This window comes from Pseudomonas sp. WS 5010, assembly GCF_012985565.1.
In the GTDB taxonomy this organism is placed as follows: domain Bacteria; phylum Pseudomonadota; class Gammaproteobacteria; order Pseudomonadales; family Pseudomonadaceae; genus Aquipseudomonas.
Genome location: NZ_JAAQWQ010000006.1, coordinates 19768 through 44350 on the forward strand (window position 1 = coordinate 19768; position 24583 = coordinate 44350).

Below are 24583 nucleotides of genomic sequence, written 5' to 3' on the forward strand. Positions count from 1 at the left end.
GCGGGGGTACAAAAAATCCGGCCTGGGCCGGATTTTTTGTTGTCAGATCACTGCATCCACGGCGGCGGCGGTTCCTCCGCCGGTTTGCCCGGTGGCGCATCGTCCGCTGCGCGGATCGCCTGGCGCCGCTCCTCGTCGAGGCGTGCCGCTTCGATCTCGCGCATCACGCCGCCCACATCCGCCAACTCTTCCGGTTCGTCGAACTCGCCGGTCAATACGCTGGCCGGGTGCAAGGTGCCGGCTTCGTACAGCGCCCACATTTCCTTGGCGTACTTGGTAGCCTTCAATTCCGGGGCAAAGCGCCCGAAATACGAAGCCATGTTGCCCACGTCCCGCTCGAGCATGGTGAATGCGTGGTTGTTACCCGCCGCATCCACCGCCTGCGGCAGGTCGATGATTACCGGCCCCGTCGGCGTCAACAGTACGTTGAACTCGGACAAGTCACCGTGCACCAGGCCGGTACACAGCATCAGCACGATCTGCGAGATCAGGAATGCGTGATACTCACGGGCCTGATCCGGTTCCAGGACCACGTCGTTCAGGCGTGGCGCCGCATCACCGTATTCATCGGCCACCAGTTCCATCAGCAACACGCCTTCGAGGAAGTCGTAGGGCTGGGGCACACGCACACCGGCACCGGCCAGGCGGAACAAGGCCGCCACTTCGGCGTTCTGCCACGCGTCTTCGGTTTCTTTCTTGCCGAACTTGGAGCCCTTGGCCATCGCCCGGGCCTGCCGGCTGTTGCGGACCTTGCGGCCTTCCTGGTATTCGGCCGCCTGACGAAAACTTCGTTTATTCGCCTCCTTGTAGACCTTGGCGCAACGTAACTCGTTGCCGCAGCGCACCACATAAACAGCTGCTTCTTTACCACTCATGAGTGGGCGCAGCACTTCGTCGACCAGACCGTCCTCGATCAGGGGTTCAATGCGTTTAGGAGTCTTCATCAGCTTTTATTGTGGGTCCTTTATTACCAAACACGCGTATGGCACTCGTTATACGGCAATCCTCGCACAGCGGGGAGAGGGTAACGAGCCTTGATCTGCTAAAGAATGCATCCAATATGCCAGATTAATCCGACAAAGCCGCTATTGCTCAAGGCGTTCGGATGATAGCCGAGATCAGCGCTCAATGATCGCCGTCACGCCCTGGCCACCCGCCGCGCAGATCGAAATCAGCCCGCGCCCCTTGCCGGCCGCGTCCAGCAGCTTGGCCAGGTTGGCGACGATACGCCCACCGGTAGCGGCAAACGGGTGCCCGGCGGCCAGGGAACTGCCTTTGACGTTCAGCCGGCTGCGGTCGATGGCGCCCAACGGTGCGTCCAGGCCCAGGCGGCTCTTGCAGTAATCGGCATCTTCCCAGGCCTTGAGTGTGCACAAAACTTGGGCAGCGAAGGCTTCATGGATTTCGTAGTAGTCAAAATCCTGCAGGGTCAGGCCATTTCTCGCCAACAGGCGTGGGACGGCATACACCGGCGCCATCAACAGCCCTTCGGCGCCATTGACGAAATCCACCGCCGCCGCTTCGCCATCGCGCAGGTAGGCGAGGATCGGCAGGCCACGCTCCTTGGCCCAGGCTTCGCTGCCCAACAACACCAGGGATGCACCATCGGTCAGTGGCGTGGAGTTGCCGGCGGTCAGGGTGCCCTTTGCGCTGCGTTCAAAAGCCGGTTTGAGGCTGGCGAGTTTTTCCAGGGTCAGGTCTGGGCGCAGGTTGTTATCACGGGTCAGTCCCAGGAACGGCGTGAGCAAGTCGTTATGCCAGCCTTCGGCGTAGGACGCGGCCATCTTCTGGTGGCTTTCCAGGGCCAGTTGGTCCTGCTCGGCGCGGGGTATCTGCCAAGTCTGCGCCATCAACTCGCAATGCTGGCCCATGGACAGGCCCGTACGCGGTTCGCCATTGCGCGGCAGTTCCGGCTTGAGGTGTTGCGGGCGAAGTTGTAACAGGACTTTTAATTTATCCGCCATGGATTTGCTGCGGTTGGCCTGCAGCAGGATCTTGCGCAGGCCCTCGTTCACCCCGATGGGCGCGTCGGAGGTGGTGTCGACACCGCCGGCGATCCCGCATTCGATCTGCCCCAGGGCAATTTTGTTGGCCACCAGCAACGCCGCTTCCAGCCCGGTGCCACAGGCCTGTTGAATGTCATAGGCCGGGGTTTGCGGCGACAGGCGCGAGCCCAGCACGCATTCGCGGGTCAGGTTGAAGTCGCGCGAATGCTTGAGCACCGCGCCTGCGGCCACTTCGCCCAGGCGCAGGCCGTGCAGGTTGTAGCGCTCGATCAAGCCTTCCAGGGCAGCGGTCAGCATGGCCTGGTTACTCGCCGTGGCGTAGGGGCCATTGGAACGGGCGAAGGGGATGCGATTACCGCCAATGATCGCGACACGGCGCAACTGAGTCATGGAAAGCTCCCTGTTAGGTGGTAGGTGCAATCCTGAGCCTAGACTAGGAACGACTGTCACCTATTGATGGTCCACCCTTTGAACCCCAGCAGCCGGAGAGCGTTCCATGTCTGACCGTTATATCGACTTCGCCAACTCAAGCCTCGGCCACCGCCTGGTCTCGGCCATTGGCCTGCCGTCCCCGGTACGCCTGGAGCGCTGGCAAGCCGGACGCCTGCGCCCGGTGGATGGCGCCCTGCTGTTGGGCGGCGGCCCGCTCGCGGCCCAGGTGCTGGGGTTTGCCAACAAACTCACCGAGGCCATCTACAGCTACGGGCCCGAGCCGCTGCAGGCCACGCCGTGGATCCCCGGGCACGGCCCCAAGCTCAAGGCGGTGCTGTTCGATGCCAGCCACTTGCAGCACACCGACCAACTCAAGCAACTGCGTGAATTCTTCCAGCCGCTGCTGAAAAATCTCGATCACAGCGCGCACCTGGTGATTCTCGGCCGCGCCCCGGAAAGCCTCGACGAACCGTTTGCCGCCAGCGCCCAGCGCGCCCTCGAAGGCTTCAGCCGGTCCCTGGCCAAGGAGCTGCGCAACGGCGGTACCCTGCAACTGCTGTATGTCGCAGAAGGCGCCGAGGAGCAGTTGGAAGGTGCGCTACGGTTTTTCCTTTCACCCAAAAGCGCCTATATCAGCGGCCAAGTGCTGCGCCTGAACGCCTGCCCAACCCAGGTGCACGACTGGACGCGCCCGCTGGCCGGGCTCAAGGCCCTGGTGACCGGGGCTGCCCGTGGCATCGGCGCCTCGATTGCCGAAACCCTGGCGCGCGACGGTGCCGAAATTGTGTTGCTGGATGTGCCGCAAGCCAAGGCCGATCTCGACGCCCTCGCCGCACGCTTGGGCGGGCGTGGCATTGCCCTGGATATCTGCGCCGATGACGCCGCCACGCAACTGATCGAACACTTGCCGGACGGCATCGACATTGTGGTGCACAACGCCGGGATCACCCGCGACAAGACCCTGGCCAATATGACCCCGGAATACTGGGACGCCGTATTGGCGGTCAACCTCAACGCCCCACAAGTGTTGACCAAGGCCCTGCTCGACAGCGGCACCCTGCACGACAATGGCCGCGTGGTTTTGCTCGCGTCCATCAGCGGCATTGCCGGCAATCGCGGGCAAACCAACTACGCCGCGAGCAAGGCCGGGTTGATTGGCCTGGCCCAGGCCTGGGCGCCGCTGCTGGCGCAACGGGGTATCAGCATCAACGCGGTGGCGCCGGGCTTTATCGAGACCCAGATGACTGCGCATATTCCTTTCGCCTTACGTGAAGCCGGGCGGCGCATGAGTTCACTGGGCCAGGGTGGCTTGCCGCAGGATGTTGCCGAGGCGGTGGCCTGGCTGGGCCAGCCAGGGTCAGGCGCCGTCAGTGGCCAGGCATTGCGCGTATGCGGGCAAAGCCTGCTGGGAGCGTAACCATGCTGTGGCACACATTACCCAGCAGCCCGGCGCTGCCACCGCTGTACTGGCGCGCCGCGCTCAAGCGCAAGATCACCGGCACCACCTTGCCCACGTTTGGCCTGCATTGCCGGGTGCAGGTCAACCCCGAGGCGGTCGCGGCCTATCGCAAGGTCTGCGGGTTTGCCCAGAGCCCGCTGCTGCCGGCGACTTATCCGCACATCCTGGCGTTCGGCCTGCAGTTGCAACTGCTGACAGCACGGGAATTCCCCTTCCCGCTGCTGGGGCTGGTGCATTTGAGTAACCGTATCCGGGTGTTTCGCCCCATGGGCGGGGTCAGCGATGTACGGGTCAGCGTGCATACGCGCAACCTGCAACCCCATGCCAAGGGTGCGACTTTTGACCTGATCACCACCGTCGAAGATTCCCTGGGGCTGCTGTGGGAAGGTGAAAGCCAAATGCTCTGTCGCGGGATGAAACTCGATGGCGAGGCCCCAGAGCAATCCCTGCCAGCGCCCAATTCGATCAGCGAACTGACCCGCTGGCAGGCGCCATCCGACATCGGACGGCGGTATGCCCGGGTATCCGGCGACTACAACCCGATCCACTTGAGCGCCCTCACCGCCAAGCTGTTCGGCTTCCCCCAGGCGATCGCCCATGGGCTGTGGAACAAGGCTCGCACCGTGGCGGCCCTGCATGAACATCTGCCCACGGCGAATATCGAGATCTACGTTGAGTTCAAGAAACCGGTGCGCCTGCCTGGCGAGGTCATCTTGTTGAGCAGCGCCCCCGGCTCCAGCGGTGAGTTGCAACTCAAGGGCCACAGCGATATAGAGCACATGCTCGGCAAGTGGCAGCCGATTGCCTGAAACCGGGGTAATTTGCTGATTAATTGTATATATACAACCTAAGTTATAGCGGGCTAACGATAGCCCGCTAACTTATTCAAGTAGTTGATTTATAAAACATCGATGCAAACAACAAACCGCCCCCTATACCCTTGGCATTAATCACCAAGATGCATACCAGCGCCTGTATATAAATCGTTAATACCAAGTTGAGCGTTGCGAGAAAGAGTACCGAAGACTGTTATAGCCACAACGGACGCATGTATTGCCTGCCAAAGAACAGGCGAACTTGCGAAACCAACAAAGGCTGTACCAGGTGCTAAGGAACTCATCATGAAAACTCAAGTCGTGTTGTGGAAGGCAAGTACTGCATTGGCCCTTATCTTGGCGATGAGCCTGGGAGGCTGCAGCAGTGGTGGTGGCGGTCATAAAAGCAGCGTTGCATCCTCCTCCCCGGATGCTGGCGCCGGTACCGGCGGTGGTGGTACGGGTGGTGGTGACGGTGGTGGTACTGGCGGCGGCACTGGTGGCGGCGACGGTGGTGGTACTGGCGGCGGCACTGGTGGCGGCGACGGTGGTGGTACTGGCGGCGGCACTGGTGGCGGCGACGGTGGTGGTACTGGCGGCGGAACCGGCGGTGGCGACGGTGGTGGTACTGGCGGCGGAACCGGTGGTGGCACTGGCGGTGGCGACGGTGGTGGCACTGGCGGCGGCACTGGCGGCGGAACCGGTGGTGGCACTGGCGGCGGCACTGGCGGTGGTACTGGTGGCGGCACTGGCTCGACCACCAGCCCCCTGGTCACTGGCCAGATTGCAGCCAACCTGGGCGGCACCCTCGGCAATGTCGGTACAGCTATCGGTGGCATCGGCACCACCGTTGGCGGCGTTCCAGTAGTCGGCACTGCCGCAGGCGGCCTGGTGTCCAGCGTGGGCACCGCCGTGGGCAGCGTAGGCACCGGCGTCGGTACTGGCCTGGGCTCCCTGGGCACTAACAGCAACTCCCTGGGCGTTACCGTGGCCGGTGTGGCCAACGGCGTCGCCGACCTGGGCACGGGTGTTTCGAACACTGGCAAAACACTGTCGACCACCCTGGGCGGTATCCCAGTAGTGGGCGGCCTTACCGGCGGCGTCGGTGGGGCAGCCGGCGGCCTGGTGGATAAGGTTGGCCAGGCGGTCACCATGCTCGGCGATACCTTGAGCACCGCCAGCACCACCGGCCCACTGGGGTCGGTCACCAATACCCTGGGCGGCAAAGTGCTGGTGCCTGTGGTCTCGCTGGTGGAAAACACCACCGGCAACCTGGGTAAAGCCACCGGCCTGGGCAACCCGGTCAATGGCCTGCTGGACAAAGTCGGCTCTACCGTCACCGGCCTCGGCACCCAGGTGGCAGGCGCGGGTGGCGCTGGCAACCCGGTAACTGGTGCCTTGGGCAGCGTGCTCGGCGGTGTCGGAGCAGTAGCGGGCACTGCCGGTGGTTACGTCGCACCGTCTGCCGGGACCGGCAGTGGCAGCGCCCCTGCATCCGGTCTGCCTGAACTGGTGGGCGGCCTGGTGGCCAACGTCGGTAACGGCCTGAATGCGGGCAACACCAACGGCACCGTCAGTGCGGGGGGTGTGGCAGGCGGCGCACTGGGCAACACAGTAGCCTCGCTCGGCACAGTGATCGGTGGCAACGGCGTCGCCAACACGGCGGCAACCGCACCGGTGGCAGGCCTGGCAACCAATGTGGGCGCAGCGCTCAACCCTGTGACTTCGGGTGTCAGCAGCCTGACCCAAAACATCGGCACCTCCACTGGTATCGGTGCACCGGTCAACGGCCTGGTGACGCAAGTGGGCGGCGCAGTCAGCGGCCTGGGCGGCAACATCAGCGCGGCCAACGCCAACCCGGTCACCAATACCGTGGGCCAGACCGTCACCGCAGTCGGGGGCGTGGTGTCCTCGGTGGGCGGCCTGGTTACCGGCGGCACCAGTGGTAGCGGCGGTGGCCTGGTGGGCGGTCTGAACATCAATGCCAACGCCAACGCCACGGCGTCTGGTTCGGCCACTACAAACACCGGCGTAGGTGGCCTGCTCAAGGGGCTGACCGGCAAATAGAAGAATTGCACCTGGCCATTAGACGGCCTCCCCTACAGCGCCTACGCTTGGTTGAGACGAGAGATTCCAATGGGTCTCTCGTCTTTTTTATTGGAACTCCCGAACCGTGCCCAAGAACCCGGCGGGACCCTACGAAATGCCGCTGCAGTTTTGACCATGGAGTGTCCTATGCGCGTTTTGACGCCGTTGTTATTGCTCACCCTCAGCGCTTACGTCCACGCCGAGACCCTACCCAGCTTCCTCAACAGCAACGACACCATCCGCAACCTCCCCGTCCCCAACCTGCCGGCCGACGCCTACCGGCCCGTGACGCCGCAGACCCAGCTACCAGAGACCCCGGCGGCACAAGCGCAACCGCTGCTGATGGACACCAAAGTCACCATCCGCAAGCTGCAGATCGAAGGCGGCACGGTGTATCCGCTGCAGGAAGTCGCCCAGGTTTTCGAGCCGTTGATTGGCCATGAAACCAACCTCGCCCAACTGATCGAAGCGACCCGCAGCATCACCCGGCGCTATCAGCAGGACGGCTACCTGTTGTCCTACGCCTTCCTGCCCGACCAGCGCTTCGAACAGGGCCTGGTGCGCGTGGTGTTGGTCGAGGGTTACATCAAGGACTACCAGGTACAAGGCGACATTGGTTCGGTGTCGGCCTACGTCGACAAGTTGGCGCAAAAGCTCCAGGCCGAACGCCCGCTGACCCGCAAGACTTTCGAGCGCTACACCACCTTGATGGGGCGGATTCCCGGCGTGACGCTGCAAGCGCAAGTACCGCCACCGGGCACCACCGATGGTGCCGCGCACATGAATATCCAGGCCAGCCGCAAACCGTTCACCAGCAGCATGAGCATGACCGACGACAGCCGCGGGGGCCTGCAAGCCTTGATCGCCGGTACCAGCAATTCCCACACATCAATGGGCGAACAAGTCAGCCTCAGCGGCCTGTTCCCGCCGGGGGACGACAAAGAGCATTACTACCGGCTCGACTACAGCCAGTTCATCAATGCCGAAGGCACGCAACTGAGCCTGTATGGCGCGCGCTATCGCAGCGACCCGAGCACCCATATCCGCCTCGACGGCGGCTTCTCGCTCAAGCCACACCGGGAAAACGACCGGTTCTCCATCGGCCTGAGCCACCCGCTGATCGCTTCGCCCAGCGAGTCCCTGACCCTCGGCACTCGCTTCTACGGGGTGAACGACAGGACTCGCTATCAACTGGTCGGTTACCCGCAACGCTTTGACGTGGAAACCGACCTGCGCGCGCTGGCCTTTGAAGGGGATTGGCGCAAGGCCGACAATCGCCAACTGCGCATCCTCAGCGCCGGCCTGTACCAGGGCGTCGACGGCCTGGGCGCAAAAACCCGCAGTGACTTCGAGGGCATAAAATCCGACCTGGACTTCTTCCGCCTGCGCCTGTCCGGGGTGCAGAGCGACAAGTTCTTCGACAACTGGCAAGGCGTGCTCTCGGCGGCGCTGTACTGGAGCGACGACACCCTGCCCGACAGCGAACGAGCGGTGTTCGGTGGGCAGAACTTCGGGCGCGGCTACCCGGATGACCAGGGTTCGGGCGACAAGGGCTGGGGGGTGGCCTACGAGGTGAACTACAGCTACAACCGCGCTGGCGACTGGGTAAGGATCGTGCAGCCTTACGTCGTGCTCGACCGCGCCAAGGCCTGGTTCAACAACCTGCCGGTCAAGGACAGTGACATGTCATCCGCCGCCGTTGGCGTGCGCTTTGGCGATGCCAAGTACTACAACATTGCGCTAGAAGCGGCCAAGCCGATGTCGGATATGGCGCTGGACAGTTTTAACCGGCGGCCGCGGTATACCTTGAGTTTTAGCTATCAGCTGTAGGAGCCGGCTTGCCGGCAATGCGGCAATGCGGCGACCCGACAAGCCAGCTCCCAGAGGGAAATGCAGCTCTGCGCTGTAGCTCTGCTTTTGATCTTGATCTTGATCTTGATCTCAGGCGCCCCCTCAAACCACGCTGGCCGCAGGCAGGTATTGCGCAGTGGGCACCCCGGCATGGATGCCGGGGTAGCCGCGACACGGCCATGGATGGACGATCGCGGCGGGCCCACGGAGCAATGCCTGACTGCGGGCATGCCGAGCCTAGGCGAGGCACCGAGTGGTGGGGCAAAAGCGCTTTGGTTACTTTCGCGCTCTTCGAAAGTGACCCGCCGTCAGGGCGGAACCCTAAGTGGCCATGACCGCAGCAACGGATATGTACACAAACCCAGTGTAGATACCTATGGCACCGCCCTCAGGTCAGAGCATCCCCCACCTTGCCAAAGAACGTCGCAATCTGCGGCCCCAGCAACTTCCCAGCCGCCAGCACCACCAGCGCAATCACCACAATCAAAATCACATACTCGATAGCCGTCGCACCGTCCCGGCGGCGCCAGAACAGCATCGACCACGCATACATCCTCAGCAGCAGGGCAAGCAACATAGGGCATCTCCTCAGCAGGGCGCTATGCACGGGCCAACTGTTCCCTACGCCCGGGGGAACAGATTGTTAAGGGTGTCGATCAACCGAACCAGGTAGATGGGTTTGCGAAACAGGTCCAGGACCTGCAAGCGCAGCATGTCACTGACATCATCCATTTCGGCATGGCCGGACATGACAATAACGGGCAGGTGCTGGCGTGACGTGTGCTCACGCAAGCGCTTGATCAGGGAGATGCCACTTTCCTCGGGCATGCGCAAGTCGGTGATAACCAGCGCGATATCAGGATGCAGTGTCAGTTGCTGCAATGCATCTGTGACGGAGGTGGCACAAAAACAAATAAAGCCCTCGTCTCCCAGCGATTCGGCCAGTTCAACGAGGGCATCTTCTTCGTCATCCACCAACAGGATCTGCTGGCGGCTCGCAACAACAGCGCTCATGAGCAATACCTTCCAAGACAATCACTGATGGGCATGCTCAAGGCACTGCTGCCAATCAGGTCAAGGCGGCTCCGACTTTAGCGAACATGGCCGCGATCTGAGGCCCAAGCAATTTACCGGCCGCCAGCACGACCAGCGCGATAACCGCGACAAGAATCACGTATTCAATCGCCGTCGCGCCCTCTTTGCGATGAAAGAACAGTTGGAGTTGGACGTAGAGCTTCATCATGAAGGTAAGGAACATATGACTTCTCCTTTGCGCTTGCTTGCGCAGATCGCGGTGCTGCACGGTGATTGCTGCGTGCCACTAGAGCATTGTCAACAAACCCCACATCAACAACTGTAAGAACGGATTAATCACAAAGTAGTAGTCACAACCTTGACGTCATGAACCCGTGTTTTAAGGAGCTGCGCGAGGGTTCCAAAATAAATCGCGGACGCTAATGGCATTTTGTCCTAGCTCGGCTACCGTCAAATAGCGAAATCGTTAGATGTTCATAGCTGCCTGGTTGCGAAATCAACTCGTTGGGAAAAACGGGCGCGTGGTGCAACAGGAAAGGGAGAGCCTTCATGAACAGTCGTGTCAGCATGATCCTGGCCGGGTTGTTATTAATCGGTGCGCTGTTTGCAGGCTATTGGGGACTGGTACTGAGTCGTCCGCCTGAGCCGGCAGCCACGCCCGCGCCATCTGGCGTTTCTGTGGAAAAAACCGTCGCCGCCGTCGAAGACCAGACCCGCCAACCCGTGGTGGTCCTGGCCCATGACGTGCCGCCCTATATCGCCCTGACCGCCGCCGACCTGACCCTGGAAAAACTGCGCACCGCCCCGGCCGGCAGCTTGACCAGCCTCGACCAGGCCATCGGCCGCACGCCCTTGAGAGCCCTGCGTGCCGGCACCTGGCTGGATGATTCCAGCTTCAATGCCGGAGGCCCGCTGGCCCGCATGATCCGCCCTGACGAACGCGCCCTGGCGGTGGCCGTCGATGAGGTCATCGGTGCGGCTGGCCAGTTGAGCCCCGGGGATTTTGTGGATGTGCTGCTGTTCCTGCGCCCGGAAGGCACCAACCCCGAGCCCACGTCACAGATCATCGTGCCGGCCCTGCGCCTGCTCAGTGTCGGCGATACCCTCGGCCCGACCAACGATGGCAAGCCCGCCGTTGCGCCGCCCACCACCGATGAAGAAAAAGCCCGCCAGGCACAACGCCAGGCAAGCCCACCGCGAACCGTAGTGCTGGCAGTGCCGGAACAGTTGATGAGCCGCTTGATGCTGGCCACCAGCGTCGGCGCCTTGCGCCTGGCGGTACGCAGTGCCGATGAACAATTGCTGAGCCAGTACTGGGCCGGGGACAACGAGGCCTTCGCCAAACTGCAAAGCGCCAATCGCGAGCTGTACCAGTTCACTCAACTGGCCATGCTCGGTGCGCCGAAAAGAGTCACACAGGCTGGAGGCGCCAACGAACCCCGGCGCTCCGGCATCGAGGTCATACGCGGTAACCAAGCGATCCAACAAAATCCCTGAGCAAGGATGCCTTGAATGCGCCATCGATTTGCACCTGCGTTCACGCAAATGGCCTGGGCACTGATGCTGTCCAGCCTGCCTGTAAGCCTGGCGTTCGCGGCTACCGACAGTTGCAGCGGCCTGGGCGCCCTGCCGGCCGTGGTCGAGGTCGGCGAAGGCCTGCAACAGACCCTGCAATCGCCTGTAGCGATCACCCGGCTGGCCATCGGCGACCCGAAAATCGCCGATGTACACCTCAACGGTGACCGCGCCTTCCTGCTCACCGGCGTTGCCTCGGGCGCTACCAGCCTGATGGTCTGGACCCACTGCTCCAGTGCGCCGCGCCAAAGCATGGTGTTCGTCAAGGGCAAGGCCAGCTCAAGCCTGACCAGCCAGGCCCTGGCGCCGTCCGACGACCCGTCCCTGCCGAGCCAGGTGCAGACCGATATCCGCTTTGTCGAAGTCAGCCGCACCAAGCTCAAGGAGGCCAGCACGTCGATTTTCGGCGGCACCCGCAACTTCCTGTTCGGCAGCCCGCGCACAGCCGGGATGAGCCTGCCCCTGGATAACGAGAGTTTTAACATCGGCATCGGCGGCGGGCGCTTTTCGGCGCTGATCAATGCCCTGGAACGCAGCGGTTTTGCCTACACGCTGGCGCGGCCGAGCCTGGTTGCCATGAGCGGGCACAGTGCGACCTTCCTTGCCGGTGGCGAAGTGCCGATCCCAGTGCCCAGTGCCGGCAGCGACACCATCTCCATCGAGTACAAAGAGTTCGGTATCCGCCTGACCCTGACCCCCACCGTGATCGACCGCACGCGGATTTCCCTCAAGGTCGCACCGGAAGTCAGCGAGCTGGATTACGCCAACGCCTTGCAGGTAGAAGGCATCCAGGTACCGGCACTGACGGTGCGGCGTACCGACACCACAGTGTCCTTGGCCGATGGCGAAAGCTTTGTGATCAGCGGCCTGATCAGCAATAACAACCGCTCCACCATCAGCAAGTTTCCAGGCCTGGGCGATATACCGATCCTTGGTGCGTTTTTCCGTGACAGCAACGTCAGCCGCGAGGAAAAAGAGTTGCTGATGATCGTTACCCCGCACCTGGTCCAACCCCTGGCCGCCAACGCGCGCCTGCCGTCCCTGCCCGGGGAAAAACTGCGCAACTACGATCCCAACTGGTATCGCCTGTACTTCCTGGAAAACGGCAACTTCGACCGACGCACAGGACTTTCCCAATGAGCGACAGCCTGAGCCAGACGTTCCTGGCAATCACCCGCAACACCACCGACCTGGAATGGCTGCAAGGCGCCCTGGCGCCCTTGGGCCAAGTGGTCAGTGCCGGTGGTGGCAGCCTCGACGAACTGCTGGCCCTGGTGGACGTGACCTTCGCCAACCTGGTGTTCGTCGGCCTGGACCGCGAGCATGTAGTGGCCCAGAGCGCCTTGATCGAGGGCGCCCTGGAAGCCAAGCCGATGCTGGCCATCGTCGCCCTGGGCGACGGCATGGACAATCAATTGGTACTCAACGCGATGCGTGCCGGGGCGCGGGATTTTGTCGCCTATGGTTCACGCTCCAGCGAAGTCGCCGGCCTGGTGCGGCGCCTGAGCAAACGCCTGCCGCCAGTCGCCCACAATGCGCACCTGGGCGGCCTGACGGTGCTGTATGGCACCCAGGGCAATGCCGACGGCGCCCTGCTCGCCAGCCACCTGGCGATGGTGGTGCAAAAGAGCGGTCAACAGACCCTGCTGCTGGACCTGGGCCTGCCCCGTGGCGACAGCCTGGCGTTGCTGGGCCTGGAAAGCTCGTTCAACTTTGGCGATGCCCTGCGCCACCTGCGCCGCCTGGACACCACGCTGATCAACAGCGCCTTTACCGCCACCGAAGGTGGCCTGCGCATCCTCGCCTACACCGAAAGCGACGACCCCCTGGAACTGACCAGCGCCGCCGAGCTGTACATGCTGCTCAGTGCCCTGCGCCAACACTTCCAGCACATCGTGGTAAACCTCACCGGCCAGCGCGACAGCGAAGCCCTGCGCACTTTTGTCAGCCACTGCGACAAGCTCTTATGGTGCACCGACCAGAATGTCCTCGACTGCCGACGCAACCTGGCGGTACTCAATCAGTGGCGGGAAAAGGGTATGAAGCTGGACCATGCACGGCTGCTGATCGACCGCTATCTCAAGGGCGCCGCACCGGACAGCGAGGCCCTGGAAAAGAGCTTCGGCCTGGAAGTCATCGCCGTGCTGCCATTGAGCCCGGAAGTGCGCCTGAACGCCAAGAACCAGGGGCAAACCTTGTTCAGCCTGGCGCCCAGGGAGACCCTGACGCAAAACCTGAAGGTCTTGGGCGAACGCCTGGCCAAGCGCTCCGAAGGTCTTGAAAAACCTTCCACCCGCTGGTTTGAGCGGCTGCGGGGGACCATCAAATGAACGGCGAAAAGCTCTTCGGCGCGCCTGCCCGTGGTCTTGGCAGCGCCGTGGATCACGACGGCCTGAAACTGGTGCTGCACCGCTACATCATCGATGCCATCGAAGAGTCGGGGAAAAACCTGCTGGAAGGCTCGCGCCAATCCCTGGCGCAATTTGTCATCGACAAGGTGTCCGAATACATCACGCGCATGCACCTGGCGATTTCCCGTTATGAGATGGAGCGCCTGGCCGAGGAAATCGTCGATGAACTGACCGGCTTCGGCCCGCTGGAAGTGCTGTTGCGCGACCCGTCAGTGACCGAGATTCTGGTCAACGGCCCACACCGGGTGTTTGTCGAACGGGACGGCCTGTTGCACCAGAGCGACCTGCGTTTTATCGACGCCCACCATGTGGAGCGGGTCATGCAACGCATCCTCGCGCCATTGGGTCGGCGCCTGGATGAATCTTCGCCGATGGTCGACGCCCGGTTGCCCGATGGCAGCCGGGTCAACGCGATCATCCCGCCGATTGCCCTCGACGGTCCGTGCCTGTCGATTCGTAAGTTTCGCAAGGACATGCTCAAGAGCAGCGACCTGGTAGCGATGCAGACCATCGACCAGTCGATTTTCGAGTTTTTCCAGGAGGCGGTGGGCAAGCGCTGCAATATCCTGATCAGCGGCGGCACCGGCACCGGCAAGACCACCTTGCTCAATATTCTCAGCCAGTTGATCAACCCCCACGAACGCCTGGTGACCATCGAAGACGTCGCCGAACTGCAACTGGGCCACCCCCACGTGGTGCGCCTGGAAACCCGTCCGCCCAATGCCGAGGGGCACGGTGAGGTGAAGGCCAGCGACCTGATCCGCAACGCCCTGCGGATGCGCCCGGACCGCATCATCCTCGGTGAGATCCGTGGTGTGGAAGTGCTGGATGTGATGACCGCAATGAACACCGGCCACGACGGCTCCATGAGCACCGTGCACGCCAACAACGCCCAGGACGCCCTGTTGCGCCTGGAAACCCTGGTGGGCCTGACCGGGCGGGTGGTCGCGGAGAAAACCCTGCGCCAGATGATCTGCGCGGCGCTGGATGTGGTGATCCAGCTGACCCGCCTGCCCGACGGCCGGCGCTGCGTCAGTGAAGTGGTGGAAGTGGTGGGGGTGCGCGATGACGTGTATGTCACCAACACCCTGTTCCGCCATGACCGGCGCACCGGCTTCGGCTTCCTGCGCGAGGCCGTCAACCCGGCGGGTGACAAACTGCGCCGCGAATCCGCCCTGCCGCTATAGGAGCGTCACCATGACCGGCGCCATCCTGATGTTCAGTTGCGTGATCCTGATTGGCGTGTCGCTGCACCTGTTCCTCAGTGGCCTGCGCCAGGCAGAAACCGACCGCGTCCTGGAACGACTCGCCGAAGGCCAACCGCTGCTGGCCGAAGAGCGTGGGCGTTGGGTCGGCCTGGAGCGCATGTTCCAGCGCGCGGGCCTGGGCAAACCCACCGACAGCCTGGGCCTGTGGGTGACCTGCTGGGTGTTGGGCGCCGTCCTGGGGTTCCTGGTGTGGAGCTGGGTCGGCCTGCTGAGCATGGTGTTGCTGCCGCCGCTGCTGCTGCGGCTGTACATCGCCTGGCGCTATCGGCGGCGGGTGAAGCGGATGATCGAACAACTGCCGCAAGTGCTCGACCATACAGTGCGCAGCCTGAAGTCCGGACGCACCCTGGCCGACGCCTTGCTGGGTGCGATCGACAGCACCGAGGAGCCCTTGAAGCCCGCCATGGGGCGTATCCAGCGCAATGTGCAACTGGGGGTCAGCCTGCCCGAGGCCGCCAGTGATTTTGCCGAGTTCTACGAGCAAGACGAGTTCCGCATGCTTGCCCTGGGCCTCAAGGTCAACCACCGCTACGGCGGCAATGCCAGTGACTTGCTGGAGAACCTGATCAAGGTGATCCGCGAACGGGAACAGGGCGCGCGGCAATTGCGCGCCATGACCGGCGAGACGCGCGTTACCGCTTTTGTCCTGGCGGGCATGCCGATCGCCATGGTGGGCTATTTCATGCTGATCAACCCAGGCTACCTGCTGACCATGTGGAACGACGACAGCGGCCGCTACATGCTGCTGGCCGCGCTGACCATGCAGGTGCTGGGCTGCCTGACGATGTGGCGCATGTTGCGGAGTATTTGAGATGGTCCTGCTGATCAGTGCCTTGTTGTTTTTGGCTGCGCTCGCGCTGATCGCCGGCCAGTTGCTGGCCCAGCGTCGCCGCGAGCGCCTGGTCAACCAGCGCCTGCAAGGCCAACTGGTGCGCCGCGACCGGCTCGGCACCCTGCTCAGCCAGTTTGGCAGCAGCCAACTGGCCCAGCGCTCGGTGAGCATGGATAACGAAACGCAGATCCTGCTCAACCGCGTGGGCTGGCGCAAAGCCAATCAGCGCTCGATCTTCGCCGCCTGCCAGATTGGCGTGCCGCTGGTGCTGGCCGGGCTGATCCTGGTGGGTGAGGAACTGATCTTTCCCGGCGCCGACTCCCCGTGGATCGCGCCCCTGCTCGGCCTGGGCGTGGGCTACCTGATACCCAAGCGCATCCTCGCCAGCGCGGCCAAGGCCCGCCAGCAGCAAATCTCCCGTGAGGTGTCGACCTTCATCCCGCTGCTGCGCATTCTGTTCGAGTCGGGCATGGCGGTTGAACAGTCGCTGCGGGTATTGAGCGTTGAAGCTCAGCGCCTGCTGCCCGCGCTGACCCAGGAGCTGCGGCTGATCCTGGCACGGGTCGACTCCGGCCTGGAACTGAGCGAGGAACTGGGCAAAACTGCCCGGCTGCTGGCCGTGGACGAATTCACCGACACCTGCATCATTCTCCAACAACTGATCCAGCAGGGCGGCGGCGCCATGAAGTCGCTGCTGGCCCTCAAGCAACTGCTCGATGACCGCCGCTTGACCCGCTTGCAGGAATTCATCTCGAAGATGTCGGCCAAGATGTCGGTGGTGATGATGGTCTTCCTGTTTCCCGCTTTATTGATTGTGCTGGGGGGGCCGGCATTCATTGCGATCTCCCGGGCCCTGAGCAGTTTTTGAGGAGCGCTCGATGAAAGCACTGATTGCAGGCCTGGGCCTGCTGATGCTCGGCGGCTGTGCCAGTAACGGCCAGACGCCGTGGTCGGCGCTGATGACCCCGGGTAGTTGTGCCAAGCCCAGCGCCGAGCAGGAGCTGTCGCTGAACCTGGCCGACGACATGGCCAATGAAGGAAAGATGCACGCCAGCCTGGCCAACCTGCAAAGCCTGCCGGAGTCTTTGCCGCAAGTGCGCCAGCGCAAGGCCAAGGTCTACCGCCTGCTCGGGCGCAGTGAAGCGCAACCGCTGTACCGCAGCCTGCTGGGCACCTGCATGGCGGCCGAAGGGGAACACGGCTTGGGTCAACTGGCGGCGGCCCAGGGCGACAACGCCCAGGCCTTGGCCCATATGCAACGGGCGGCGCAACTGGCGCCCACCGACGAAAAAATCCGCAACGACCTGGGGGTGGTCTACCTCAACCAACGGCGCCTGGAAGAGGCGCGCTTTGAGTTCATGACGGCCATGGAGCTCAAGCAAAGCGATCAACTGGCGGCGGTCAACCTGGTGACCCTGCTGATCTACCAGGACAACTGGGGCCAGGCCGCACAACTGGCCAGCCAAGTGGGCCTGAGCCCCGAGCAGGTCACCGAGGCCCAGGCCCGGGCCGAGAAACTCAAGGCCGCCGGCACGCCGGCTGCCAAGGCCAAGGACCAGGTCGCAGCGGCCAGCGATGCACCGCCCGCACTAATCAAGTAAGCGCTTGAAGGAGCCGATGATGAAATTCCCCTACCTCGCCAGCCTGACGCTGCTGGCCCTGCCCTTGACGGTACTGGCCATCGAGCCTGGGCCCTCGTCCAAGGCCCAGCAGGAAACGGAGAACTGGCTGAGGCTGCAAGTCGACGGGCAAGCCGCCTCACCCACGGTACAGAGGGCAACGCCCGCCGAACGCGAACTGGCGATACAGCGTTTGCTGGAGAGCAAGAAATTCGCGATCCCGGAAAAATTCGACGAAGACAACGCAAGCGGGGGCTCGGGCAGTAGCAAATAAACCACAGCCACTGGAGAAATGTGGGAGCGGGCTTGCCCTGATGCAGATCAGTTAAGCGAACGCAATGCTCAAGACAGTGAAGATCAAATGTGGGAGCGGGCTTGCTCGCGAAAGCGGTGGGTCAGTCAACATCAATGTTTGCCGGGCCGACGTCTTCGCGAGCAAGCCCGCTCCCACAGGGGGATCTGCGCTTAACTGACTGGCATTAAGCTTGCCCGCTCCTACAGGGCTGTACGCAAAGCTTCAGTGCGCCGTCACCCGCTGGCGCAATGCCGAGTTGCTCGGTGACAGCGCCAACGCCAGTTGGGTGCGGTTGTGCATATGGGTCAAGCGCAACACCTGGGACACGTACAACTTGACCGTGTTCTCGGTAATACCCAGCTCGCAGGCAATCTGGTAGTTGGTCTGGCCCTTGCCCACCAGCCGCGCGACGTCCAGTTGCCGGGGCGACAACTGATTGAAGATCGCCGGCACCTCCAGGCGCTCGGCCTCCTCGCCTGCCCCTTCGCCCTCGGCTTGCGGCGCCGGGCCGCGACGGACCTTGTCCAGGTCCTGGTACAAGTCATCGATGGACTCGGAAAGATATTGCAGCTTCTGGTTCAAGTTCCCCAGGTGCAGATTCTTGTGGCGCTCTTCCAGGGCAGCCTCCTGACGCTGCAAGCCTTCGAGCAACTCATTGAGGTTGATGGGCTTTTGGTAGTAATCGGAGATGCCCACGCGCAAGGCCTTGATCACGTCCTGCTTGTCCGCCCGGCCGGTGAGCATGATGGCTTCGAAGGCACGCTGCTTGCCGGCAATTTTCTGCAGGGCCTGCACCAACTCAATGCCGTCCATGTCCGGCATATGCAGGTCACACAGCACCAGGCCGATCTGCGGGTCTTCACTGAAGCGCTGCACGGCCTGCTGGCTGGAGCCACACGGGACACAGCGATAACCGCTGCTTTCAAGAAATTCGCAAAGCTCCTCCACAATCAGCGGTTGATCGTCGACCACGAGCACTTTTACTGCAGATGTAAGCTTGTTCACGCGCTACTCCATGCCTGGCAAGCCAAAGATTGACCTATCCGTTCCGAGGAACTTTCCTAATTACCGGTACAAATAAACGTAGACGTACTTTGCGACTATGTACATAGCGATATAGAGCGCCCGCGACTAATGGAGCCACGGCCAGGCCAAGGTAAAACCCACTAAAAGAAACGGTGCAAAGGGCAGTTTTTTTGACGGGTCCACCACCAGGTAACCCAGGCGCGCTCTAACGCCTTGACTGGCAAGCGGTAACAGCCGAGGCCCATAGACCAGCCAGGCGACATTGGCCGCGCCGGCCCCGATCAGCGACCACAACAGGTAGGTCGAATTCGACGCCAGCGCCAACGCCGCGAGCATCTTCACATCCGCGGCCCCCAGGCGCCCGAGGGCGTAGCCGGGCAGCGTCAACAGCAGCGCCAGGATCAGCGCCCACAGCCCTTCAGACCGGGACGTGCCGAGCCAGGTGCTACCGCTCCACAGCAGATAGAGCAGCGCCAGCAACGCCACGCCCAGGGTCAGGCGATTGGCGATCTGTCGCTGGCGAATATCCTGCATTGCACACAACACCAACCAGACAACTACCACGAGGCCTTGGATCACGTAAAAACCGTCCCTTTTTGCCGATTGATTCTATGCTGATATCAGGTAGTAGCAGTCAGGGTAGTCGCAGTGATGAAAACCAGCCTCCCTAGAAAGCAAAAAGGCGCCGTCGCCATCGAATTTGCGGCGGTGTTCGTGATTTTTTTTGCCGTGTTCTATGCCATGGTCAGCTATAGCCTGCCGCTGTTGCTGCTGCAGTCGTTCAACCAGGCTACCGCCGAAGCCGTGCGCCGCAGCGTGGCACTGGACCCCAGCACCCCCAACTACAATGCGGCGCTGATCCTGCGGGCGACCCAGACCGTGCAAAGCCAATTGCAGTGGATCCCCGCGACGTTCCAGTTCCAGGCGGCCCATATCAATCCGACCTACACCGCAGGCGTGTTGACCGTCGAGATCAACTACCCCTCGGCCAACCTGAAGAACGTGCTGCCGTTTATTGTGCTGCCGGGCATTGGCACGGTGCCCCGCTTGCCGACCACGTTGCACGCCCAGTCGAGCCTGCAATTTTGAACTCCGGTGACAAAATCTTCGGCAGGCTGCTGGGCCGCAGCAGCGCCCAGGCCCTGGAGACGCCCGCCAGCCCACCGGCGCAAGGCTTGCACCTGCGCCTGGACCCGCAAGGTCATGTGCTGGATATCAGCCGGGCATTGCACCCACAGTTGGCCCGTCACCTTGGCGCCCCGGCTCACCCGCTGTTGCGCGACCTGCTGTGCCTGCCTGGCGCATTGAGCATCGAAGGCACTCCCGCCGACTGGCAGCGGCACAGCCTGGACCTGGATTTCCAGGGTGCCGCCGATACCATCCTGCATACCCGTGGCTGGATCGAGCCGGACGGCGATGGCTGGATCCTGCGCCTGCTGGATATCAGCGACCTGCTGAACGGCCGGCAATTGGCCCAGCAGCGCGAACAGAACCACCAATTGGCCAGCCAGATGAGCGAGCAGCTGCGCGTCTGCAGCCTGACACGCCTGCCGCAAGTGTTCAGCGAGCACCTGCGCAACCTGGCCCAGCGCTGGCATATCCCGTGCGTGGCGATGGTCCTGCTCGACCAGCAGGACCAGGACTGGCTGGTCTACAGCGGCTACAGCGCCCACGACGCGCCGCAGTTGTGGGAACCGGGCCAACGCCTGGGTACCTGCCTGGACAGCCTCAACGGCAACACCGCGCTGAGCCTGAAAACCCTCCAGGGCCGCAGCGAACACCCGCGCCTGTACAGCGTGTTTGGCAGCGCCGAGGGCCTGCTGGTGCCCTATCGCGATAGCCAGGGGGTGGCCGCCTGGTTGCTGTGCGGGTTCTACAGTGGCCACCCCGACGTCAGCGAACGTGACTGGCTGAACCTCGCCGCCGCCCTCGCCGCCCCTTTGCTCAGCCGCCTGCGCGAGCAACGTCATCACCAACAACTGGAACGGGTGGAAGCCTTGCAAGGCCTGCTCGGTACCGGCTGGTGGGAATTGCTGGAAAGCGGTGAAGAAATCCTGCTGGCCCCACAGCTGATGCGCAGCCTGAGCCCGGAAGATGCACCGACCAAACAGGTACTGGCCAACTGGCTGGAACTGATCCACCCCGCCGACCGCCAGGAACTCAACAGCCGCCTGCAAGACCTGCAAACCCTGGGCAAACCCTTGTTGACCAGCGTGCGCCTGCTGCGCAGCGACGCCAAGCAGAACCCCATCTGGTACCGCGTCCAGGGCCAGGTGCTGGGTGCCGGCGAGCAGCGCCGCTGGATCGGCTTCATGCTCGACATCAGCGACATCAAGAACCAACAATTGCAGGCCGCCGCCGCCCATGCGCGCCTGGACAACCTGATCGCCAGCTCCCCGGCGGTGATCTACGTGCAGCGCTACGTCAACGGCGCGCTACACCCGGCGTTCTTCAGCGACAGCCTGCTGCCGCTGCTGGGCTGGACCCTGGCCGAATGCACCCACGACACCTCCGTGGAATGGGTACACCCCGAAGACCGTGACCTGTACTTCGAACGCACCCGCCAGTTGCTGCGCGAAGGCAGCGTGCGCAGTCGCTACCGCGTGCGCGATCGCCAGGGCAATTACCACTGGCTGCTGGACGAAGCCAAGCTGCTGCGCGACGACCTCGGCTTGCCGGTGGAGGCCGTCGGCCTGTGGCTGGACGTCACCGAAGCGACCCTGGCGGCGCAACAGATCAAGGACAGCGAAGAGCGCTATCGCATCCTCGTCGAAGACTCACCGGCGATGATCTGCCGCTACCGCCCGGACCTGACCCTGACCTTCGGCAACACGCCCCTGGCCAACTACCTGGAATGCACGCCGGCCCAGTTGCCGGGGATCAACCTGGGCCACTGGCTATCTGAAGAACAGCGCAACGCCTTTGTAAAACGCATCGGCCAGTTGAGCCCGGAATTCCCCGTCAGTACGGCTGAAATCAGCCTGCAACTGCCGGGGCGCGAACATGCGTGGTGGGTCTGGTCGGACCGTGGCGTATTCGACGAACACGGCCAGTTGCAGGAAATCCAGGCCGTGGGCCGCGACAACACCGAAGTGCGTCGCTCCCAGCAGCAACTGACCCAAAGCGCAAAAATGGCCACCCTCGGCGAAATGGCCACCGGCCTGGCCCATGAGATCAACCAGCCGCTGAATGTGATGCGCATGGCCATCGTCAACGTGCTCAAGCGCCTGGGCAACGGCGACGTGCAGATCGACTACCTCACGGAAAAACTCCAGCGCATCGACGCCCAGGTCCAACGCGCCGCCCGGGTGGTGGACCACATGCGCGTGTTCGGCCGCCGCTCGGAGGTCGAGCAACAACCCTTCGACCCGGCCCAGGCGGTGGAAGGCACCCAGTCACTGCTGGGCGAAGGCCTGCGCGGCAAAGGCGTGGACCTGCGCATCACGCCGATGGACTTGGGCGTACAGGTCAACGGCCATGTCGACCAACTGGAACAGGTACTGATCAACCTGGTGGTCAACGCCCGCGATGCACTGATGGCACGCCACGAAAAAAACCACGACTTCCACCCCTGGATCGCCCTGTACAGCGAACACGACAGCCGCCATGTGCGCATCTGGGTCGAAGACAACGGCGGCGGCATCGATGCGCGGTTGCTGGAGCGGATTTTCGAGCCGTTCTTTACCACCAAACCGATTGGCGTCGGCACCGGACTGGGGTTGTCGGTAAGCTACGGCATTGTGGAAAACATGGGCGGACGCCTGAGCGTCGCCAACAGTGAACAGGGGGCGCGGTTTTGTGTGGAGTTGCCGGTGGTGGGTGGGGGTTAGATCACAAGGTAGGCGCGGCCCATGTGGCAGGTGAGGTTGGCGCCGACTTCGGCATTGCCAAGGTTGATGCCCAGAGCGCTCAGTAGCGTATTGACGATAGGGTCCAGCAGCGGCGACAAAAGCCCTTGGACGAGCCCGACAAGGGTTGTGGTGATCGTTGCCAGGAGCGTCGCGACACCTGCCAGCGCTCCATTCGGAATCGCCGGGGCAGGAGGCGGTGCGTAGGTCACCTGAAGTCCATTCAACGTGTTACCCAGGCTGTTGATGATGTTGACACTGGAAATACTTTTGTAGGTCGGCGGGAGGTTCATTTCTGCCACCGGGGAATAAAACAGGCTTTCTGTTCTCTGCCCTACAGTTGATTGCGCCTTTAACAAAAATCCGCCGCCGACATTGGCTTTGCGTGGGTCGCAGCCTCCCAACAAAGTGCAGTGCTGGGTACCGATATCAATGAGGCGGACCGGCTGGACATCCACTGGTGTCGATGAGGAGAACGCCTTGGCCGGGTCAATTTTACCGACTGCCAGGGTGGCCAAAGAACTGGTGGCCTGGGCAGTTAATGTCTTGGTTGCGGAGGTTGCACAGGTGAAGTCGGTAACATGGCTTTCGCCACTGGCAGCCTCGATGTAAATGTCCAGCGTACTGGCAATATCAATATCTGTGCGCTCGCAAGACAGAGCACATAAAAGAGCATTTACGATAGCTGCCAGGTCCAGATTCAAAAGCCCCTTCACTACTTTGATCACTGGGTCGGTCAAGCCTGCCAGCCCCGATATCACAGAAGAAACCGTCCTCAAAATCGGCGCATCCACCGAGATTAGCGTGCGTACTTGTGCAGTGCGCACGGAAATCTGATTTGCCCCCGTAGCCAAGCCAGCCTTGGCCAGGGCGGGGTTGCCGATGGCGGATAGCTGTGGCGGCTCCATGACTTTGGTTTTGACTGAGAAGGTGGCGACCAGTGGCACGCTCAATTGAAAATCTGCCCTCACCAAACTATTGCCATTGGAGAGCTGGGCCACGCCCTGCAGCAACTGGAACAACTGCACGTCCGTATTCAAGGCCGCTGTGGGCGTGCCCGTCGCGACATCTAACAGATCGCCCAGCTTGAGCACTTTGGTGTTCGGCGCAATCGCCTCGATGGCAAGCACGTTGGTGATGGTCGCCGCTACCGCCGAGCCATTGGCTTGCAAAACCTTGACCGCCGCGTCGATCAGTTGCGTCGCCGACACGGCAGTGTTGAGCAGCGTCGTATAGTCACCCGCCGCCACATTCGCTTGGATAGCCAACTGGTCCAGGTAACTGAGCAGGTTCACATTGGTATTGATCAAGCCCTGCCAACCCACGGCGGTCAGGGAAAGGCCACCACCAAGCAAGCCACCGATGGTTTTGTTCAAGATGTCTGATTGAGCCGAATTGACCGTCAGCAACGAGCTGCGAATCGTCAACTGCGCCACCGGCGGCGCCAGTGCCGCCACTGCTGTCGCGGTCAATGTGGTATTGGCGTTGTACGTGCCACTGAACAGCTTCCACACCCCGTTGGCGATACCGGTGGCGACCGTGCGGCTCGCCACTACGCGGATGGCCTCATTCTTGGTGGCATCCGCCGTAAATACACGGGTGTTGAGGCCATTGGTCAACAACGTCCCACACGTCACCGCCAGGGCGCGGCTGGTGTCGTTGGCGACGACGGTGAAACCATTGCGGGTGGCATTCTGCTTGGCGTAATCGACGGCGGTGGTGCTGGCGGAGCACTGCCCGCCGCGGTTGGCGGCTTCCAGGGCGGCGGTGTCGGCGATGGCTTGCAGCTTGCGTTTTTCCAGGTACAGGCGGCCGCTATCGACCACCAGCAACAGAAACACCAGAGCCAATGCAAGGGTGCCGGCGAATACCAGACCGATTGCGCCACGTTGGCCAGAACGAAGTCGGGGAGACATCGAGCACTCCTTTGCCGGCGAACTGCCGAGCGCTTACTCTCCTGTAGTCAACAGCAGTGTAGACAAGGCTTGCAAGGTACGCTGGCAAGTCGCCACTTTGGCGACTG

23 protein-coding genes are annotated in these 24583 nt (G+C 62.4%); 15 read left to right on the top strand and 8 right to left on the bottom strand.

What is annotated here, in order from left to right; all coding sequences use genetic code 11:
* Positions 1–47: 47 nt before the first annotated feature.
* A complete protein-coding gene (locus HBO11_RS20275; protein WP_076961462.1) occupies positions 48–944 on the bottom strand; it encodes a PA4780 family RIO1-like protein kinase in 897 nt (298 codons plus the stop codon).
* Between the two features lie 174 nt (positions 945–1118).
* Entirely contained in the window at positions 1119–2396 is a 1278-nt protein-coding gene (locus HBO11_RS20280; protein WP_169957131.1) for an acetyl-CoA C-acetyltransferase, read from the bottom strand.
* A gap of 106 nt (positions 2397–2502) precedes the next feature.
* Between HBO11_RS20280 and HBO11_RS20285 the strand changes: the two genes are divergently transcribed.
* The 5 genes from HBO11_RS20285 (at position 2503) to HBO11_RS20305 (ending at position 8630) form a co-directional block, all read left to right on the top strand.
* The gene (locus HBO11_RS20285) at positions 2503–3855 is read left to right on the top strand and encodes a 3-oxoacyl-ACP reductase (RefSeq protein WP_169957129.1); all 1353 of its coding nucleotides are present in this window, start codon (positions 2503–2505) and stop codon (positions 3853–3855) included.
* A gap of 2 nt (positions 3856–3857) precedes the next feature.
* Positions 3858–4706 (top strand): MaoC/PaaZ C-terminal domain-containing protein, encoded by an 849-nt coding sequence (locus HBO11_RS20290; protein ID WP_169957128.1) that lies wholly within the window; start codon positions 3858–3860, stop codon positions 4704–4706.
* A gap of 418 nt (positions 4707–5124) precedes the next feature.
* Complete coding sequence (locus tag HBO11_RS28805; protein ID WP_170042279.1) at positions 5125–5580, top strand: hypothetical protein; 456 nt, start codon at positions 5125–5127, stop codon at positions 5578–5580.
* Positions 5508–6779 (top strand): collagen-like triple helix repeat-containing protein, encoded by a 1272-nt coding sequence (locus tag HBO11_RS20300; protein WP_169952424.1) that lies wholly within the window; start codon positions 5508–5510, stop codon positions 6777–6779. The genes HBO11_RS28805 and HBO11_RS20300 overlap by 73 nt, the downstream gene beginning before the upstream one ends.
* A 168-nt stretch (positions 6780–6947) precedes the next feature.
* Positions 6948–8630 carry a ShlB/FhaC/HecB family hemolysin secretion/activation protein gene (locus tag HBO11_RS20305; RefSeq protein WP_169951994.1) on the top strand — a complete coding sequence of 561 codons (1683 nt, stop codon included), beginning with the start codon at positions 6948–6950 and terminating at the stop codon, positions 8628–8630.
* Between the two features lie 409 nt (positions 8631–9039).
* Here the strand turns inward: HBO11_RS20305 and HBO11_RS20310 are convergent, their stop codons facing one another.
* The 3 genes from HBO11_RS20310 to HBO11_RS20320 are packed head-to-tail and all read right to left on the bottom strand — an operon-like array spanning position 9040 to position 9909.
* Positions 9040–9228 (bottom strand): Flp family type IVb pilin, encoded by a 189-nt coding sequence (locus HBO11_RS20310; RefSeq protein WP_169951996.1) that lies wholly within the window; start codon positions 9226–9228, stop codon positions 9040–9042.
* A gap of 44 nt (positions 9229–9272) precedes the next feature.
* Positions 9273–9665, bottom strand: a complete 393-nt coding sequence (locus HBO11_RS20315) for a response regulator (RefSeq protein ID WP_169951998.1) — start codon at positions 9663–9665, stop codon at positions 9273–9275.
* A gap of 55 nt (positions 9666–9720) precedes the next feature.
* On the bottom strand, positions 9721–9909 hold the full coding sequence (locus tag HBO11_RS20320; protein WP_038445716.1) for a Flp family type IVb pilin: 189 nt from the start codon (positions 9907–9909) through the stop codon (positions 9721–9723).
* Positions 9910–10235: 326 nt separating this feature from the next.
* Between HBO11_RS20320 and cpaB the strand changes: the two genes are divergently transcribed.
* The 8 genes from cpaB to HBO11_RS20360 are packed head-to-tail and all read left to right on the top strand — an operon-like array spanning position 10236 to position 17665.
* Positions 10236–11183 carry a Flp pilus assembly protein CpaB gene (gene cpaB / locus HBO11_RS20325; RefSeq protein ID WP_169952000.1) on the top strand — a complete coding sequence of 316 codons (948 nt, stop codon included), beginning with the start codon at positions 10236–10238 and terminating at the stop codon, positions 11181–11183.
* Positions 11184–11198: 15 nt separating this feature from the next.
* Positions 11199–12401 (top strand): type II and III secretion system protein family protein, encoded by a 1203-nt coding sequence (locus tag HBO11_RS20330; protein ID WP_169952002.1) that lies wholly within the window; start codon positions 11199–11201, stop codon positions 12399–12401.
* A complete protein-coding gene (locus HBO11_RS20335; RefSeq protein WP_169952004.1) occupies positions 12398–13591 on the top strand; it encodes a pilus assembly protein in 1194 nt (397 codons plus the stop codon). The genes HBO11_RS20330 and HBO11_RS20335 overlap by 4 nt, the downstream gene beginning before the upstream one ends.
* Positions 13588–14859, top strand: coding sequence for a CpaF family protein (locus HBO11_RS20340; RefSeq protein WP_169952006.1), 1272 nt, complete (start codon positions 13588–13590; stop codon positions 14857–14859). The genes HBO11_RS20335 and HBO11_RS20340 overlap by 4 nt, the downstream gene beginning before the upstream one ends.
* 10 nt (positions 14860–14869) lie before the next feature.
* A complete protein-coding gene (locus HBO11_RS20345; RefSeq protein WP_169952008.1) occupies positions 14870–15751 on the top strand; it encodes a type II secretion system F family protein in 882 nt (293 codons plus the stop codon).
* Position 15752: 1 nt separating this feature from the next.
* Positions 15753–16640, top strand: coding sequence for a type II secretion system F family protein (locus HBO11_RS20350; RefSeq protein WP_169952010.1), 888 nt, complete (start codon positions 15753–15755; stop codon positions 16638–16640).
* Positions 16641–16650: 10 nt separating this feature from the next.
* Complete coding sequence (locus HBO11_RS20355; RefSeq protein WP_169952012.1) at positions 16651–17373, top strand: tetratricopeptide repeat protein; 723 nt, start codon at positions 16651–16653, stop codon at positions 17371–17373.
* Between the two features lie 19 nt (positions 17374–17392).
* The gene (locus HBO11_RS20360) at positions 17393–17665 is read left to right on the top strand and encodes a DUF3613 domain-containing protein (protein WP_169952014.1); all 273 of its coding nucleotides are present in this window, start codon (positions 17393–17395) and stop codon (positions 17663–17665) included.
* A 243-nt stretch (positions 17666–17908) separates the two neighbouring features.
* Here HBO11_RS20360 and HBO11_RS20365 read toward each other — a convergent pair whose 3' ends face one another.
* Both HBO11_RS20365 and HBO11_RS20370 read right to left on the bottom strand, forming a co-directional pair.
* Complete coding sequence (locus tag HBO11_RS20365; RefSeq protein WP_169952016.1) at positions 17909–18691, bottom strand: response regulator transcription factor; 783 nt, start codon at positions 18689–18691, stop codon at positions 17909–17911.
* Positions 18692–18817: 126 nt separating this feature from the next.
* Positions 18818–19291, bottom strand: a complete 474-nt coding sequence (locus tag HBO11_RS20370; RefSeq protein ID WP_169952018.1) for a prepilin peptidase — start codon at positions 19289–19291, stop codon at positions 18818–18820.
* Between the two features lie 72 nt (positions 19292–19363).
* Here HBO11_RS20370 and HBO11_RS20375 point away from each other — a divergent pair, with 72 nt between their 5' ends.
* A complete protein-coding gene (locus HBO11_RS20375; RefSeq protein WP_169952020.1) occupies positions 19364–19801 on the top strand; it encodes a TadE/TadG family type IV pilus assembly protein in 438 nt (145 codons plus the stop codon).
* Entirely contained in the window at positions 19798–22542 is a 2745-nt protein-coding gene (locus HBO11_RS20380; protein ID WP_169952022.1) for an ATP-binding protein, read from the top strand. The genes HBO11_RS20375 and HBO11_RS20380 overlap by 4 nt, the downstream gene beginning before the upstream one ends.
* On the opposite strand, the gene HBO11_RS20385 is transcribed toward HBO11_RS20380, so the two are convergent.
* The gene (locus HBO11_RS20385; protein ID WP_169952024.1) at positions 22539–24476 is read right to left on the bottom strand and encodes a pilus assembly protein TadG-related protein; all 1938 of its coding nucleotides are present in this window, start codon (positions 24474–24476) and stop codon (positions 22539–22541) included. The genes HBO11_RS20380 and HBO11_RS20385 overlap by 4 nt on opposite strands.
* Positions 24477–24583 lie beyond the last annotated feature (107 nt).